General features: G+C 37.3%; 13 protein-coding genes. 11 read left to right on the top strand and 2 right to left on the bottom strand.

All coding sequences use genetic code 11. The features are described 5' to 3' along the window. The first annotated feature begins 216 nt into the window (after positions 1-216). A complete protein-coding gene (locus tag JNUCC52_RS04865; protein ID WP_337981570.1) occupies positions 217-1,362 on the top strand; it encodes a cyclically-permuted mutarotase family protein in 1,146 nt (381 codons plus the stop codon). A gap of 166 nt (positions 1,363-1,528) precedes the next feature. On the opposite strand, the gene JNUCC52_RS04860 is transcribed toward JNUCC52_RS04865, so the two are convergent. Beyond that, positions 1,529-3,505 carry an alkaline phosphatase family protein gene (locus JNUCC52_RS04860; RefSeq protein WP_337981569.1) on the bottom strand — a complete coding sequence of 659 codons (1,977 nt, stop codon included), beginning with the start codon at positions 3,503-3,505 and terminating at the stop codon, positions 1,529-1,531. A 474-nt stretch (positions 3,506-3,979) separates the two neighbouring features. Here JNUCC52_RS04860 and JNUCC52_RS04855 point away from each other — a divergent pair, with 474 nt between their 5' ends. Together JNUCC52_RS04855 and JNUCC52_RS04850 are read left to right on the top strand one after the other, a co-directional pair. Continuing rightward, positions 3,980-4,426 (top strand): hypothetical protein, encoded by a 447-nt coding sequence (locus tag JNUCC52_RS04855; protein WP_337981568.1) that lies wholly within the window; start codon positions 3,980-3,982, stop codon positions 4,424-4,426. Between the two features lie 143 nt (positions 4,427-4,569). Beyond that, positions 4,570-5,355, top strand: coding sequence for a VOC family protein (locus JNUCC52_RS04850; RefSeq protein WP_337981567.1), 786 nt, complete (start codon positions 4,570-4,572; stop codon positions 5,353-5,355). A 48-nt stretch (positions 5,356-5,403) separates the two neighbouring features. Here JNUCC52_RS04850 and JNUCC52_RS04845 read toward each other — a convergent pair whose 3' ends face one another. Further along, positions 5,404-5,604, bottom strand: a complete 201-nt coding sequence (locus tag JNUCC52_RS04845; protein ID WP_004269397.1) for a cold-shock protein — start codon at positions 5,602-5,604, stop codon at positions 5,404-5,406. A gap of 213 nt (positions 5,605-5,817) precedes the next feature. On the opposite strand from JNUCC52_RS04845, the gene JNUCC52_RS04840 reads away from it, so the two are divergent. The 8 genes from JNUCC52_RS04840 (at position 5,818) to JNUCC52_RS04805 (ending at position 18,240) form a co-directional block, all read left to right on the top strand. After that, positions 5,818-7,497, top strand: coding sequence for a formate--tetrahydrofolate ligase (locus tag JNUCC52_RS04840; RefSeq protein ID WP_172771066.1), 1,680 nt, complete (start codon positions 5,818-5,820; stop codon positions 7,495-7,497). A 358-nt stretch (positions 7,498-7,855) separates the two neighbouring features. Next, positions 7,856-9,892, top strand: a complete 2,037-nt coding sequence (locus JNUCC52_RS04835) for a hydantoinase/oxoprolinase family protein (RefSeq protein ID WP_337981566.1) — start codon at positions 7,856-7,858, stop codon at positions 9,890-9,892. A 3-nt stretch (positions 9,893-9,895) separates the two neighbouring features. Beyond that, entirely contained in the window at positions 9,896-11,575 is a 1,680-nt protein-coding gene (locus JNUCC52_RS04830; RefSeq protein ID WP_337981565.1) for a hydantoinase B/oxoprolinase family protein, read from the top strand. Between the two features lie 16 nt (positions 11,576-11,591). Next, entirely contained in the window at positions 11,592-12,344 is a 753-nt protein-coding gene (locus JNUCC52_RS04825; RefSeq protein WP_337981564.1) for an IclR family transcriptional regulator, read from the top strand. Positions 12,345-12,366: 22 nt separating this feature from the next. Continuing rightward, positions 12,367-13,941, top strand: coding sequence for an OPT/YSL family transporter (locus tag JNUCC52_RS04820; RefSeq protein ID WP_337981563.1), 1,575 nt, complete (start codon positions 12,367-12,369; stop codon positions 13,939-13,941). Between the two features lie 16 nt (positions 13,942-13,957). Beyond that, entirely contained in the window at positions 13,958-15,001 is a 1,044-nt protein-coding gene (locus JNUCC52_RS04815; RefSeq protein ID WP_337981562.1) for an S-methyl thiohydantoin desulfurase domain-containing protein, read from the top strand. Positions 15,002-15,733: 732 nt separating this feature from the next. Beyond that, the gene (locus JNUCC52_RS04810; RefSeq protein ID WP_337981561.1) at positions 15,734-16,354 is read left to right on the top strand and encodes an HD domain-containing protein; all 621 of its coding nucleotides are present in this window, start codon (positions 15,734-15,736) and stop codon (positions 16,352-16,354) included. Next, positions 16,354-18,240: an ABC-F family ATP-binding cassette domain-containing protein gene (locus JNUCC52_RS04805; RefSeq protein ID WP_337981560.1), complete on the top strand. Its 1,887-nt coding sequence runs from the start codon at positions 16,354-16,356 to the stop codon at positions 18,238-18,240. The genes JNUCC52_RS04810 and JNUCC52_RS04805 overlap by 1 nt, the downstream gene beginning before the upstream one ends. Positions 18,241-18,248: the final 8 nt, after the last annotated feature.

Below are 18,248 nucleotides of genomic sequence, written 5' to 3'. Positions count from 1 at the left end.
CCACGAAGGTTGTCGTTTTACCTCAATTCTCTTCTAGTTTTCCTTTTAAAAAACAAAGTAAAGGTTTTGTTAACAGTTAAATATTCGGAATATTAAGAATTTCAATCAGGTGATTTAAAAATAAATGCAATCCCCAAAGGAGGTGATTGGAGATATTTTGTCATTATCTATAATTAGAAATTTGATGGTATTTCCATATTAAAAGGAGGAGAAATTATGAAAAAATTTTTGGTAGCAGCTATGACATCAATGTTGGTTTTAGGCGTAGGTATTGGAAGTAAAGTAGAAGCTTCTAAAGGCGGAGATTCAGTGGAAAGAATAACATGGGAATATGCAGGAGAACTAGAAGCACAAAAAGGATTCGAAAAGAATATTGGGACAGCTGGCGTGTTGTCTGGCTCTTATAAAGATTATTTAATTGTAGGAGGGGGTGCGAATTTCCCTTATGATACAGTGTTAAATGGAGGAGCCAAGCAACATTACTCAGATATATATGTTTATAAAAAAGAGAAAAACAAATTAACGATGGTCGAACATACGAATCTTACACACGAAATAGGTTATGGATCTTCGATAACGACAGAAAAAGGCATTTATTATATTGGCGGTAGCCCTGACAAAGAATATGCAGACGATATTACTTTACTAACGATTGATAAAAATAAAAAATTGAAAGTAGAAAAAGTAGGAGACCTTCCGTTTACATTTAGTGATGGGATAGCTGTTGAGAAAGATGGCAAATTGTATATTGGGCTAGGTAAGCAAAATGCAAAAGAGAGCAATAAATTATACGAGTATGATTTAAAAACATCCAAAACGAGGGAGCTAGCTTCCATTCCTGGAGAAAGTGTGAGAAATCAAAGTGTAGCGCAAATATTAGATGGAAACCTCTATGTATTTAGTGGTGGAGGATCAATTGCATATACAGATGGCTACAAATACAATATCGAGAAAAACCAATGGTCAAAAGTGTCTTCCGTAAAAGTAAATGGGAAAGAAATTTCGTTACTTGGTGCAAATTCAGTCAAATTAAACAAAAATGAAATGTTGGTAATTGGTGGCTTTAATAAAGCAGTATATGATAATGCTGTTAAAAATTTAGGGACATTAAAAGATGAAGAACTATTGGCATTTAGAACAAAATACTTTACAGCAGATCCTTATGAGTTTAATTGGAATAAAGATGTACTAATTTATAATGCGCAAAAGGATACTTGGCGCACTATTGGGAAAATTCCATTTGATGCACCTTGCGGAGAGGGCTTAGTGTTAATGGATAAAAATATTTACTCTATTAATGGAGAAATTAAACCAGGCGTAAGAACGAACGCAATTTATGCTGGAACATTGCTGACAAATTAAACAAGGTGATAGTTTAGCGAGCGCTACAGTGCTTACTATCAAATTAGAGGGAAAGCACCAAGTAAGCCGCAACAAACTATGCATTTTGCATAGGGTTGCGGCTTAAGGTGTGCTGAGCAGAAAGCACTTACTTGTAGTGAAAAATAGTAGAAGTTAGAGAATTGTATTATTCACTTCCCTCAAAAACACCTTTAATTATTTTGCCTTCTACAAATGAAGGTATTTCTAACCCTAGTAAATCGTAAATCGTCGGTGCTATATCTAAATTAGAGGTGGCATTAATTTCTTTGCCTTTGGAAAATTCTGCTCCAGTAGCGATAAAAATAGGTCTAAGCATGCTTCTGTTTGCATCTCCCCCATGTGTCCCTAATTCAATTGGTGGCGAAACATTTTTTTCAACGTCACTCCCCATCACATAGCCAGGTGCACCAATCAACACGACATCGCCTGCATTTTGATGCTCCAGAAGGGTGATATTTTCATTTTTCAATACACTTTCATATGGATGTACTCTTGGTTCCAACAGATGGCGCCACATATTTTTGACATGTTGTTGAACAGTCCCGAATGAAAAATTGTCTGTTTGTATTGCAGACTTCACTTTTTTCATCTCATGTTGAATGATTGCTCCTTTGTTATATGAGACTTCGACAGCTTTAAAAGCTTCGATAATTTGGTCACGGACATTCTCATATTCATCTTGAGGAACAACGCCACCCTTTTCACGATTTTTTAGATTGATGTATACATTTGCTGCAGATCCGCTCGGAATGGCGTATGCTTTTGATTCTTCATAATTTATTTTAGTTTTATCTTTTGGATCGACCGTTAATAACCCTGCATCTTGTAGTACTTTGTTAGGTGAAAGGGTAGAATGGGCGGGTTCCATTCCATGATCGGAGACAACAAACAAATAATCATTGTCTTGCAGGGAATTCATTGTTGCTCCTACTACTTCGTCTGCTACACGGTACGACCATTCGATATAGCTCATGTACTGTTTTGACTTTTCATCTGAATAGTCTGGCTGACGAGGGTCTATTAATAAATACTTATGTTGTTCATGATCAATATGGGGGGCATAAAACATGAGCAAATCAGGATTGTATTGCTGTTTTATATAAAGCGAAACTTTTGTGATCCACATAATATATCGTTTGCTAATCTCCTCATATTCCTGTCTTGTAATCCATCCTTTCTCTAGCGCTTCATCATCATCTTGTGCTGGATAAAATCCAAATTCCTTCTCTATCTCTTCGGCAAATCCTTTAGGACCACTAATTTGACTAGAGGTTACGGCTGTGCGGTACAACTTTATAGGACGGTTAAGTTCATTGTTCTCTACTTTCATTTTGAACCAAAAGCCCGCACTTTGTTTATCTTTCATATGGATGGGAATAGATCCCCATTTGTTTCCTTTTACAATAGTATCCTCAGCATCTACTTTTTTATCTTCAGATAATATAAACGTGTCATAGTTTTCATGTTGATCATCAGTTGAGTCAATCGCCAAAATATGAATGACACGATCCTTTTCATTTTTCATCTTAATGCGGAATTCCGATTCCTTTAAAGGACTGAAGCTTTTAGGTGACTGAACCCACTCAGTAGTTTTCTTAAAGGTAAGTGATTCTAAATTACTTGGTGCCCATGTTTCACCATGATATATAGAATAATCTCCTTGTTTTTCTTCTTTAGGATTGGCGCCAGGAAAAGCTATAGTGGCTGTTGTTTTTCCTTGTTTTCGAGCTTCTTCCCATAATGGGGGGACTTCAATTTCTGCTTGAAAACCGCTTTCTTCATTATCTAAAGCGGTGTTTGGTTCATGAAAATGATTACTTACAATGCCTGTTTGTTTTGGCGTAGCCCCAGTGGCAATCGCTGCATGTGAAGGTGCAGTTAGAGAAGGGGTAATAGTAATAGGTTTTTTCGCAGTAACACCATTTTCAAGCATCTGTTTGATATGCGGTAATTTATTCTCTTGAACATATTTTTTAGTATAGTCATTTTTCATTCCATCAAATGAGATAAGGATGACCTTCCGCTCCGTTGTTTCGTCATTTTCCTTCGCCTCTGCTTCCTTTGTTATAGTGAAAAAGCAAAAATTAAGGAGGATTAGGCCTACATACAAAAATTTTTCCATGTTCTTATCCTTTCTGACCGCTAGCTGTTCTAAAAATTGCTTGTCCAAACAAAGAACTTCATAAAAGGCAAAATGAAGAGTACCTGTTATGACAATATTTTTGACTATAAAAAGGAGCATCTAAAAATTCACCATGTGAATAGCTCCTTGAATACTCTAGCTGCTTCTGTTCATTTCATTTATAAATAAATTACCCTTTTTCCTATGCATGAAACTTTTTTGTAGCCCTAAGGAAATGGCTGATGTGAAAACAAAATTTTAGTAAAATAGAGAGGGGAAAAAAAGTCGAGGGTGATAAAAAAATTACTAAAGTCAAAAGATAATCATCAGCAATTCGAAACGTGACGATCGTCAATAAAAAGCAGTTGGCTATTCGAATGTAATTAGAAGGATAATTTATTAGGAACTATTTAAATTTTGGGGCGTATTAATAATAATAAATCAAACATCTAAGAGGCTAAGGAGGGAGATTTTATGAAGAAATGGTCACCGTATTTATGGAAATTAATTTGGGTGATAGGCTTATTTTTATGTACAATCGTCAGTTTTGATATAAAAAATGAAATAAAAGTTATGTCAGCTTCAACTTATCGTATAGCTCCTGTTTTTTGGACTAATTTTATTACTCTTTTTTTATGGGGTGTCTATTTATCACTTATTTTAATAAAAAAATGGACCATTAATATAAATTTACCTTTACTTATTTGCGTTTTCATTCCTTGTTTTCTCTTTTCAATATTTGTACCAGTAGCCACAATTTTGCCATTATCATTACCAATAGGTGGCATATGGTTTAATAAAGCTATAAGTTCCTATTTCATTGAAATTGTTGCAGGTTTTACATTCATGCTAAGCCTTTTTAATAATTTAAAAAGTGATAATGATAAAAAAGTTGATGACAAAATACATAACAATTCGTGAGTTATGATTAATTTTGGCTCTTCCAAATACCTACTAAACACCTTTAAAACACCTTTAATTATTTGAATATTGCTAATTTTAATTTAAACCTAGAAAACTAACAGGTAAAGTATATAATGAAAGGACAAAAAGGGGGAAGGAGAATGACTTTGTTTTTTGATCATCTTGTCCATCAAGTTCAATCACCAGAAAATATGAAAGTCTTTTTAAATAAACGTCATATTCATACTGTAAATGGTGGACAGCACACCATGTGGGGAACGTATAATACATTAAGCTATTTTGGGTTAAGCTATATTGAACAAATAGCGATTTATGATCATGCGCTTTTTGAGGAAGCGGCAAAATTACCGTATTCCTTACATTATACTTTTAAACAGGACAATGAGCGCTATGGTTTTTCAAGAATTGCTTTACGTACAACTAATATAGAAGAAGAGGCACAGCGTTTAAGTGCGCTTGGTTTTGAAGTTTATGGACCAGATGTATGTAGTCGAACACGACCAGATGGATCGGTTGTGGAATGGAAACTATTACATTTTGGAAAGCAAGAGCAAGAAATCGATTTTCCATTTTTTATTGAGTGGGCGGATAGTGATGAGAAGCGCAAAGAACAATTAAAGGCAAGTGGCGCGCTAAAAGCAACCCAAAATATATCAATGGAGTCAGTACAGTTTTATGTCCAAGATGCGCTGGCTACAGCAAAAGAATGGCAAGAAGTACTACAATTATCTGAGCCAGAAGCACACACAGCGTTTGTGTCATTACATTTGCCAAATATTCGTTTAGATTTTTATGAAGAAGCTGCAGCAACTAAAATGATGCTTGGACGTAAATGTGAAGGACCTTTCGGTGTTACGTTGAGAGACACTGATCGGACGAAGGAAACATTAATTTTTCCTGGAGCCTTTTATTGGCTTAACCCATAGTTTTAAAAAAAGAAGGAGCTGTTCATTTGTTGAACAGCTCCTTGCCGCTTATAATTTCACAACATTTGACGCTTGAGGTCCGCGATTGCCTTCCACTACATCAAATGAAACCTTTTGACCTTCTTCAAGTGTACGGAAGCCTTCCTCTTGTATGCCCGTAAAATGTACAAATACATCTTCTCCATCATCACATTCAATAAAGCCATAACCTTTTTCGTTATTGAACCACTTTACGATTCCTTGTTGCATAAGCATTCGCCTCCAATGCGCCTGAATGTAAAATACTACCAATTAACTCGTGGCATAATTGATAAAAAATGAAAAAATTGCATTTTCTCTTAGAACATACATGAATTGATTCCAGTTGTCAATTGATTGTCGAAATATTGCGTAACTAACTGTGTTTTCTTGCTCAATAAAGTCTATAATGGAGATGAATAATAATAGAAAGTTGGGTGCCAAATGACAACGAAAAATCAACCTTTATCAGATTTAGAAATCGCTAGTCAAGCGGTTATGAAGCCTATTATAGACATTGCTGAAGCGGCAGGTATTCCAGAAGATGCACTAGAACAATACGGCCGCTACAAAGCAAAAATAGATCCATTAAAAATAACAGCACAGGGCGAGGATGCGAAGGTCGTTTTGGTGACAGCGATAAGTCCAACTCCAGCTGGTGAAGGAAAATCAACAGTAACGGTTGGGTTGGCAGATGCACTTCATCAATTAAAGAAAAATGTTGTTGTCGCATTGCGTGAGCCTTCCCTTGGCCCAGTAATGGGTGTAAAAGGAGGCGCGACAGGCGGTGGGTATGCTCAAGTTGTCCCAATGGAAGATATAAATCTGCATTTCACGGGAGACTTGCATGCCATCACAACGGCCAACAATGCGCTTTCAGCCTTTATTGATAATCATATCCATCAAGGCAATGCATTAAACATTGATCCTCGTCGTATCATTTGGAAGCGCGTAATGGACTTAAATGACCGTGCGCTTCGCAAAGTAGTCATCGGTCTTGGTGGTCCAGTGCAAGGCATGCCACGTGAGGACGGCTTTGATATTACAGTTGCCTCTGAAATTATGGCGGTATTCTGTTTAGCAACAAGCATAGATGATTTACGTGAGCGTTTAGCAAGCATTGTCATCGGTTATACATTTGAGCGTGAGCCCGTATTTGTGCGTGATTTACAAGTAGAAGGCGCGCTCACTCTGCTATTAAAAGATGCGTTTAAACCAAACTTAGTGCAAACACTTGAAGGGACACCTGCCATTATTCATGGCGGTCCATTTGCAAATATTGCACACGGCTGTAACTCGATTATGGCAACACAAACAGCACGCAAGCTAGCAGATATCGTTGTAACAGAAGCGGGATTCGGTTCCGATTTAGGTGCTGAAAAGTTCATGAACATTAAAGCCCGAAAAGCAGGCTTCAAACCAAGTGCCGTAGTCATTGTGGCAACGATTCGTGCGTTGAAAATGCATGGTGGTGTTGCGAAAACAGCACTCGTTGGAGAAAACGTGCCTGCGCTATTACAAGGCATTGAAAACTTAGCGAAGCACGTGGAGACGATTCGCACATTTGGTGTTGAACCAATCATCGCGTTAAATCGTTTTATTACAGACACAGAAGCTGAACTGGAAGCAGTGCTAAACTGGTGTCAAGAAAATGATGTGCGCATTGCCCGTACAAATGTCTGGGAAGAGGGCGGCAAAGGCGGATTAGCCCTAGCAGAGCAAGTACTATCTGTCCTTGAAGAAGAAAATAATTTCTCTCCTTTATACGATGTAGCAGAATCGATTGAAGAAAAAGTGCGTACAATTGTACAAAAGGTCTATGGCGGTAAAGATGTCCAATTTACAGAGCAAGCGAAAAAGCAAATTGCGCAAATCGAAAAATTTGGCTGGGACGAATTGCCGATTTGTATGGCGAAAACGCAATACTCATTATCTGACCAACCGAGTTTACTTGGACGTCCAGAAGGCTTCACAGTAACGATTCGTGAAGTCATTCCAAAGCTTGGTGCAGGCTTCTTAGTTTGTCTGACAGGTGATATTATGACAATGCCAGGTTTACCGAAACAACCTGCTGCCTTACGTATGGATGTCGATCGTGAAGGACATGCGGTAGGATTGTTTTAATTGTTATAAAATATGTAAAGCTGCTCTTTTTAGTCAGAAAGGTAAACAGGGAACATTGAAGAAGTATGGCCTATAAACTTTATAAATATATTATGTAATTGAGGACTCTGGTGTATAACCAGGGTCTTTTTTGTGTTTTATGACTAATATTAGTGAATTTGTGAAATGTAATAGTTGGTTGTTTTAATAACTAACCAACCAATAATGCTAAGAAAAAGTAGGATTTTATATTAAATTTAATTGTCAAATGAATTTTTATTTATAAAATACATTGAATTTTCTTTTTCTTTTAAATATAATTTATTTAATTCTTAATTGGAACAGCGTTCCGATAATAGGAACACGGAGGGATGAAGACTTGAAAATCGCAACAGATATTGGCGGTACTTTTACTGACCTAGTTTACACAGATGAGAAGGGAAATCTTCATTTTGACAAAGGACATACGACACCAGGTCACTTTGAGGATGGTATTTTAAATGTTTTAGGGCGACACGTTACAGAAGATTCATTGATTGAATCATTTATTCATGGTTCAACAGTCATTATTAATACATTAACGGAAAGAAAAGGGGGCGTAGTTGGGTTAATTACAACGAAAGGCTTCCGTGATGTATTAGAGATTGCTCGTGGTAATCGTCCAGACCTATATAATTTTAAATATAAAAAACCAGCACCTTTTGTAGAGCGTTACTTACGACAAGAAATTGATGAGCGTATCGATTATAAAGGAAATGTTATGAAAGCGCTTAATACCGATGAAGTTGAAGTAATTGTTAGAAAGTTCAAGGAATTAGGTGTGGAGGCTATTGCTATTTCTTTGATTCATGGCTATAAAAACCCAATTCATGAATTACAGCTAAAAGTAGAAATTGAAAAGCTTTGGCCAGAAGTGTACATCACACTTTCAAGTGAAACGATTAAAGAATATCGGGAATATGAGAGAACAAATACTACTGTTTTAAATTCATATGTAAAGCCAATTGCACACGCATATTTAAAAAGCCTAAAAGAAAAATTAAGCACGATTGGTATAACAGACCATTTGAAAATAATGCAATCAAACGGAGGAACGACAAGTTTTGATAAAGCGATGGAATTGCCAATTAATTTAGTCGAATCTGGTCCTGTAGCGGGTATGTTTGGCGCTGCAAAACTAGGAGAGCTTTTAAATGAATCCAATATAATTGCATTTGATGTTGGTGGAACGACAGCAAAATGTTCACTTATTACGGAAGGAAAAGTAAATGTTACGACAGATTACTATATTGAAAGAAATGAAAAATTTGCAGGCTATCCAATTAAAACACCTGTTGTAGATATTGTTGAAATTGGTAATGGTGGTGGTTCCATCGCACGCATCGATCCATTCGGCTCCTTAAAAGTTGGTCCAGATTCTGCTGGTGCAAATCCAGGTCCTGTTGCTTATGGCTTAGGCAATACATTGCCAACAATTACAGATGCAAATGTCTATTTAGGGAGATTATCATTAGAAAACTTCGATAATCCAGTGTCTATTGACAAAGTGGAGGAAGCACTAATTGCAGCAATCGCGAAACCGTTTAATGTGACAGCAGAGGAAGCAGCGCAAGGAATTTTAGATATTGCCAACTCTAATATGCTAAATGCACTTAAGCTCATTTCTATTCGTAAAGGCTATGACCCTGAGGATTTTACAATGGTTGCCTTTGGTGGTGGTGGTCCACTACATGCGATTAATCTAGCTGAAGAACTGGGCATGAAGAAAGTAATTATTCCTTATGGCTCATCGGTCTTTTCAGCATTAGGGATGTTGATGACGGAATATCGACAAGATTATATTCAAACAAGCTTAATGGATTTTGATAAGCATCATTTAACTGCTATTCAAACAAATATTGATGAGGCTATTGAAAATGCTTATGCGGATGCACCTTTATCGAAGGAACATTATTATTTCGAGATTAATTATGATTTGCGCTATAAAGGTCAGGAGCATGCAGTTAAATTGAATGCATCAAATATTTCGCTTCATGTGGAAGAGCTAGCTCAATTAGCAAAAGCTTTCCATATCAAACATAAACAAGAGTTCTCTTTTGACTTACCAGAGACTGCGATAGAGCTAGTAAATTTACATCTCACTATTTATGGGAAAGATGAAGCGGTCCAGTTTAAGGAGTTAGATTTCTCACATATTGATGCTTCAACAAGTATAAAAGCAAAACGAAAGTTATACGTCAAAGGTACAGGCTGGGTAGAGGTCAATGTCTACGATCAACAAAAGTTAGTACCTGGCTATGTTATTGCTGGTCCTGCTATTGTGGAAAGCCCTACATCTACAGTTGTGATAAATGAAAAGCAATCTATTGAAATAGATAAATACGGCAATCTAATTGTAGAGATGGAGGGGAAATAACACATGAAAAAAGATGTTTTTGCTATAGAAATTATTCAGGATTCATTGCTGGCCATTGGAGATGAGATGTTTGTTGCTTTAGCTCGCTCATCTATGAGCCCCGTTATCTATGAGGTTTTAGATTATGCCTGTGGTTTAACTGATGCCAATGGTAATTTGATTAGCCAAGGTAATGGTGTGACAAGTTTTATTGGGATGTTGAGTCCAATGGTTCAACGTGTCATAGAAAAATATGATAATGGGAGAAAATTAAACGAAGGTGATGTCATCATTATTAATGACCCTTATGTTGGAGGAGGCTCTCACTTATCAGATGTAGGATTGGTTTTACCAATCTTCAATAATGGTGAAATTATTGCTTATTCTGCAAATAAAGCTCACTGGACCGAAGTAGGGGGGATGGACCCTGGTTCATTTACAAGTAATTCGAATGAAATTTATCAGGAAGGCCTTCAGCTACCTGGTGTAAAGCTTTATCAAAAGGGCGAGCTCAATGAAGGCATTTATGAAATCATTTCTACAAATGTTCGTCTACCAGAGCTATCGATTGGAGATATGTTTGCACAAGTAGCAGCATTAAAAACAGGTGAAAAAAGGATTGCAGAACTTTGTCATAAATTCGGTGCTGAATCGGTGAAGTTGTCCATTCAAAAATTATTGGACAAGGGTGAAAAGATTGTAGAGTATGAGCTTCAACATCTACCTAAAGGTGAATTTTATGCAGAAGACTTTATTGAAGGCGATCCATTAAAAGGAGGACCTTATCCAATTCAAGTGAAAGTAACGATTAGCGATGAAGAATTTATTTGTGACTTTAGAGGCTCACACCCTGCTGTGAATGTGCCAGTAAACTGTTCACAATTTGGTTTAATGGCGAGTGTTCGTGTAATGTTCTTAGCATTACTTGGAGATATTGACGTGATTAATGAAGGTGTCTTTAAACGCTTAACAATTCTTACAGATGATAATTCAATTGTCTCAGCCAAACGTCCGCATCCAGTTTCAATGAACTTTGAAGCACGTATTGGAGCAGCAGACTTAATTTGGAAGGCGCTTGCACCTCATTTACCAGAAAGATTATCAGCAGGGCATTTACAGTCGGTATGTACATTTATCTTAACAGGCAAAAATCCTGAAAATAATGAATCCTTCCTAATCGTTGAGCCTTCAGTAGGTGGCTGGGGAGCGTCAAATGATGAGGATGGGCAAAGTGGACAATATTGTATGGGAGATGGGGAAACTTATAATCTTCCTATAGAAGTTGCAGAGACAAAATACGGAATTCAGATTGATGAATATAGCTTAAACTGCGATGGTGCTGGTGCAGGGCAATATCGAGGTGGCCTAGGTGTACGCCGAGTTTATACCGTTAATCATGATGGTCAAAAGGTTTCTGTCAACCTAGGTAGACATAAATTTGCACCATTTGGCTTAAATGATGGTGAGGAAGGCTCGTATAACTATTTAATTATTCATAAAAAAGATGGTACACAGGTGGGACCCGTAGGAGTACTCGCCAATTATGAATTACAGAAGGGCGATCGTATTGAGCTTGTCACAGCAACAGGGGGTGGCTATGGCAATCCACAAGAGCGAAGTACGAAAGCGATTGAAAAAGATCTAATAAATGGATATATTTCTTTAGAGGTAGCTGAAAACCGTTACGGCTACGAAAACGCATAAAAGGAGAAATATATAAATGACTGTCAAGACATTAAAAAATTCATTGGATATACTAGAATGCTTTGCAACTACAGATGGCGCATTAGGTGTACGTGAAATTTCACGCATGACAAAACTGCATACAAGTGTTGTGCAAAGAACCATCAATACATTTACTGAAGCAGGGTATTTATTACAGGATGAAGCTACAAAAAAATATAAATTAGGTTATAAAATGTTTATATTTCATGACAAGCTATCTAACTCAAGTGACCCTCACTTTACAATTTATGAATTGATGCAAAGTCTTGCAAGTGAAATTAATGAATCAGTATTTCTAACTTATATGGATAACGAGTATGGTGTCACAACAAAAATTGCTGAAAGTAGTAAGAATATAAAATATGCAGTGTCCTTAGGTACAAAAACACCGCTTTATGTCGGTGCTTCTTGTAAAGTTATGTTTGCTTATTTAGACAAAGAAAGGCAGCTTGAATTGTTAGCCTATTTTCATGAAAAGCTGTCGGAAGAGGAGCTTAAAAACCTTCTTGATAGTTTACAAGAGGAGTTACAAACCATTCGACAAAATAAGTGGTGTGTTACTGTCGGGGAGTACAATGAACATGCTTTTGGTATAAGTGTACCATTATTCAATTATAAGAAAGAAATCATGGCATCTCTAACAATTTCTGGATTAGTATATGACATTGACAATCAAAGGGAGAAATACATGCTTGAACAGTTAGTGAAAATTGCTCATCAAATTCAATCTCACATATCTAAACTATAACAACAATAGGGGACCTGACACTATGAATAATAAAGTATTACATCCGCGGGCTTTGGAGCCTGTAACTTTACTAATGATTGTCTTAACATCTGTTGTAGGGGCAATTATTGGGATACAGCTAATTACGACTTTAGGTATTTCAGCTAATACATCAATCATTGGTGCGATATTTGCGATGATTTTAGGAAGAATTCCGATTGGCAAGCTAATTGCATTTAAATCCGTGCATAGACAAAATATTATACAGACAGCAATATCTTCGGCTACGTTTAGTGCAGCGAGTAGTCTAATGTTGCCAATTGGTATTCCGTATGTTTTAGGTTATGAAAATTTAGTTTTGCCATTGTTTATTGGTGTTATATTAGCGATGTTTGTGGATGCTTTATTATTATATAAATTTTTTGATACAAAGATTTTCCCCGCAACAGGTACCTGGCCGCCAGGGATTGCAACAGCAGAGGCTATTAAAGCTGGTGATAAAGGCGGTAAAAATGCAAAGGTTTTAATTGGCGGTGTGTTAATCGGTATAGTGGGGTCTATTCTTAAAATTCCAATGTCAGCTTTCGGGGTAGCATTTATCGGAAATATTTGGGCGCTTACGATGTTTGGAATTGGTCTTTTACTAAGAGGTTATTCGGTTCAATTATTTAATGTCGATTTGAATGAATATTACATTCCACATGGCATTATGATTGGAGCGGGTATTGTAGCCCTTTTCCAGGTTGCTTTTACTTTGCTAAGTAAAAGAGCAACTAAAGAGTCAGAAGAATTAATCTATTCGAAAGACCAAAAAGAAATTCGACAAGGTTTTGGTGTAGGTTTTATTGCTTATTTAGCGATTGCATTATTAATTGCTTTAATAGGCGGTATGATTTCACATATGTCTTTTGGCATGCTAATCGGCTTTATCATTTTCGCAACAATTGCAGCATTTGTTCATGAACTTATCGTTGGGATTGCTGCAATGCATGCAGGCTGGTTCCCTGCATTTGCAGTGGCGTTTATCACACTAATTGTCGGAATATTAATTGGTTTCCCAGCACCTGCTCTTGCTTTGTTAGCTGGCTTTAGTGCGGCAACAGGGGTAGCATTTGCAGATATGGGCTATGACTTGAAAACAGGTTTTATTTTACGTGGAAATGGCAGTGATCCTGTATTAGAAAAAGAAGGGCGTAAACAGCAAATGATTGCTGGGATGCTAGCATTTTCAATTTCTGCAGTCGTAGTTTTACTTTCATATCAATCGTATTTTGCACAAGGTTTAGTAGCACCAGTTAACCATGTCTATGCAGCCACTATCCAATCCGGAGTGACTGGAGATGTAGCAAAACAGCTATTAATCTGGTCGATTCCTGGGGCATTGATTCAATTAATTGGCGGTTCAAAGAGACAAATGGGTATTCTGTTTGCGACTGGTTTATTACTAATCAATCCGATAGCTGGTTGGGCAGTATTAGTAGGTATTATCCTTCGTGTGATTTTCACCTATATGACAAAAGGTAAGAAAGAATCTGAAATGACTGTATTTGCAGCAGGTGTTATTGCTGGAGACGCTTTATATAGCTTCTTCTCTTCTATTCTGAAAATAGGAAAATAGAAAGGGGTAAGTGCGCATGGGAAGGGTGTTAACGTATAAGGATGGTTTAGCTGCTGTTTATGGAGGTGCAATACTTGGAGGCGGTGGTGGCGGCCTCCTTGCGGAAGGTTTAAAGTTACTGGAGGAGATTTTCGCTTCAGGAAACCCTCAACTTATCGATATAACGGCATTAAACCATGAAGATTTAGTAGCCTGCGTTGCAATGGTTGGTGCACCTTCAGCAGAAGAACAATATGTATCTAATGAACAGCTTTGCTGGAGCTATCAACAGATGAATGCGTATATGGGTCATCGATTAAAAGGAATTATTACGAATGAAAATGGTGCCATAACGACAATCAATGGTTGGTTACAATCGGCATTACTGAACGTACCAGTCATTGATGCCCCTTGTAATGGACGGGCTCACCCTACTGCTATAATGGGTTCCCTAAATCTACATGAACAACAAGATTATCAATCTGTTCAATTTTATGCAGGTGGAAAAAATGATTTCGCTATTCAAGGCTTAGCTGAAGGTAATTTACAAAACACCGCAAAGACAGTTCGTCATGCTTCTATTCTAGCTGGAGGAATGGTAGCGGTGACACGTAATCCAATAACAATAGGCTATTTAACAGAACATGGTGCACCAAATGCAATATCTGCCGCGATTGAGCTCGGGTATAGCTTCCTAATTGGGCGAACAATGGATGAAAAATTAGATAATATTATTCATCTGTTAAATGGCGAGCATATCGTATCTGGAACAGTAAAGGATTTTACTCTGATAAGGGAAAATGGCTTTGATGTCGGTAGCTTAACTGTTGAGGATGTTGAGTTAACTTTTTGGAATGAATATATGACATTATCAAAGGCAGGGACCATCCAATCGAGATTTCCAGATTTAATCATGACATTTGATATTGAAGGGATGGTACCTGTACCAAGTGCAAGCATTAAAGAAGGCATGCATATAGCAGTTATCCAAGTTGATCAAAGCCAGTTAAATTTAAGCTCAACGATGAAAAATGCTGAGCTGTTACAGGAAATTGATGCGGTGATTGGTAAGGATTTATAAAAATAAATTAGCAAGAAAGCAATCTAATTAATAAAAGCTGCCTACATCTCTTCAAGATGGGCAGCTTTTATTGTTCCTTCAGCGGGAGGGTATTACATACGATCAATTTCTTTCCTACTTCCTTCATAACGTATTCTTACTCATGGCTTAAATGAACTTTCGTTATTTCAATGAATTATCGAATATTGTTAACACGACTCCAATAAAGCGGCCTTTCGCAAAATGATTGCATTGTTGGCTATACATTAATCATTAAGGGAGAAGTTACGTTCAACATTGTAAAAGAAGGTAACATCGTTTAATGAAAAATCCATAATAACTTGCTACATTTGGTAAAAGCCTTCGTGGTCGCGAAAACAAAACTAACTGGTTGTTCACATTTTTGTATTGTACAGCTACTATGCGGGTTAACAAACTTTAAAATTTAGGGAAAGTGTTCACTTTTAATTGAAGATGATCGGTTACACTATACGCATTTCATTGCAAAACAGTATTCAATTGTATGCCCGCTGAAGTTGTTTAAAATTGTAAAACACATAGTTTTTGTACACTACGCAAATTGTGAGCTTACAGAACAATAAAGTTTGTTCTGTATTTTTATCCTACAATATTCTGAATAATTAGTCAATTGATATGTATTTTTTTATTTGTTTTCCAATATAGAAGGCGACATCGTTACACTTCACAAAGCAATACAGTATAATAGGCAAAGAGAAAGGACTGAGTATTAATATGAATGAGTTAAAGAACAAAGTACGTAGCATATATGAGCAATTTGATGCAAGTCATGACTTTCAACATATAGAACGTGTTTATCAAAATGCGTTAGCGATTTTACATACAGAGCCTAATGCAGATGCAGAAGTTGTAAAAATGGCGGTGCTTTTGCATGATGTCAGTGATAAAAAGTATACGGATAGTAAAGAGCAAGAAGACCTGTTGATTAACGATTTGAATATAAGTGAAGCAAAAAAACAACATATTCGTGATTGCATCGCACAAGTGTCATTTAATGGTGGTAATGAGCTGGAGGCTACTTCTATTGAAGCGAAAATTGTACGTGACGCGGATCGTTTAGACGCAATAGGAGCGATTGGAATAGCGAGGACATTTGCTTATGGTGGTGCTAAAGGTCGGAAATTATATGATGACACAGAGGAAGCAAGAACAACGATGTCTGAGGAAGATTATCGTAGTAAAAATACGTCGTCTGTCACTCATTTTTACGAGAAGCTTTTATTATTAAAAGAATTAATGACGACCGACAAAGGTAAGCAAATGGCTAAGGAACGCCATCAATTTATGGTATGCTTTTTAGAGCAATTACAAAATGAAAGAGATGGAAAAGCATAATGAGTCATTTAATCGTACAAAATTTAACGAAGACAGTGGGCGATAAAACGCTCTTTCAAAATATCGAGTTTACTATCTATGAAGGGGAACGCGCAGGTCTGATCGGTATTAATGGGACAGGTAAGTCGACGTTGTTATCTATTTTAGCTGGTCAAATCGAGGCGGATACAATAGATATTGATCGTCCTAATAAGTATCGTATTGCTTATTTACCCCAAGAGCCTACATTTAATAGTGGCGAAACGGTACTACAGGCAGTGTTTGCGGGTGATTCTCCTGTTTTACAACTCAATCGCCAATACGAAGAGACGGTTGCGGCACTCGCATTAAATCCTACATCCGAAAGCTTACAAAAAACATTGTTTAGCTTACAGCAGCGTATGGACGAGGAGCAAGCTTGGGACGTCAATGCACTTGCAAAAACGGCCCTAACAAAGCTAGGCATTGAAATGTTCGATAAGGAAGTGTTAACCCTTTCAGGCGGTCAACAAAAACGTGTCGCTCTAGCGAAAGTGTTAATTGAACCAGCAGACCTTTATTTATTGGATGAGCCGACCAACCATCTAGATGTACAGTCAACAGAATGGCTACAGGAAATGGTAATGCGCTTAAAAGGTGCTGTAATTTTCATTACCCATGATCGTTATTTCTTAGATGAATTGTCGACGCATATTTATGAAATAGCAGACCAAACGTTATATCGCCATACAGGGAACTATGGAGACTTTTTAGAGGCGCGTGCAATTCGTGAGGAAATGGCTGCAGCTTCAGCTCAAAAGGACCGCAATCGTTATCGTTCAGAGTTAAAATGGATTCGTCGTGGTGCGAAGGCACGTTCTACAAAGCAAAAGGCTCGCATTCAGCGCTTCGAGCAACTTGAAGATAACTTAGAACGCAAGTCAGATGATGTTTCTCTTGAATTGGGCTTAGCAACAACGCGACTTGGACGCAAAGTATTAGAGGCAGAAAATATATCGAAGGCTTTCGGTTCGCAAAAAATAGTCGAACAATTTACGTTTTTACTGCAACAAGGTGATCGCATCGGTATAATTGGTGCCAATGGTGTTGGAAAATCGACTTTACTCAACATGCTTGCTGGTGAACTGTCGCCAGACAAAGGAGAGATTCATGTCGGTTCCACTGTAAAACTGGCACATTTTAAACAAACGTTACCGAAGATGAATGAAAATGAGCGCATGATAGAATATATTCGCGAAGCGTCAAATGATATTACTGATGCAGAAGGTATACGTTATTCCGCTGCGCAAATGCTGGAACGTTTTTTATTCCCATTACATGCACATGGTACACCAATTGGTAAGTTATCTGGTGGGGAACGTAAGCGTCTGCACTTATTAAAACTATTAATGGAGCAACCAAATGTGCTATTACTGGATGAGCCAACAAATGACTTAGATATTGAAACACTTGGGGTATTAGAGGACTTTATCGAACATTTCCCAGGTGTCGTTATAACAATTTCCCACGATCGCTTCTTCCTCGATCGTATTGCCAAAAAACTTTGGGTTTTAGACGGTCAAGGACATGTAGATGAGTCACTTGATATTTATAGTGATTATTTACAGAAGCGAGAGCAGCAAACGTCAGTGAAGGTGGAAGCACCGAAAGCAGACAAGCAGAAGGTCGAGAAGCCGAAATCAGATAAGAAAAAACTATCATTTAAAGAACAAAAAGAATGGGAAACCATTGCAGATGATATAGAAAAAACAGAGACTGCAATTATGGAAACCGAAGAAGGTATTGCAAGCGCTGGCGCTGACTTTACTAAATTACAGGAGTTAACGGCTAAACTAGATGAGCTGAATGCACATTATGAGCATCTAATAGAAAGATGGTCGTACTTAGATGAAATCGTAAACGGATAAGGAGCGTA

Origin of the sequence: Lysinibacillus sp. JNUCC-52, assembly GCF_015999545.1 — a bacterium.
Taxonomy (GTDB): domain Bacteria; phylum Bacillota; class Bacilli; order Bacillales_A; family Planococcaceae; genus Lysinibacillus.
Note: the sequence above shows the minus strand (reverse complement) of the source record. Positions and strands in the feature narration are given on the sequence as shown.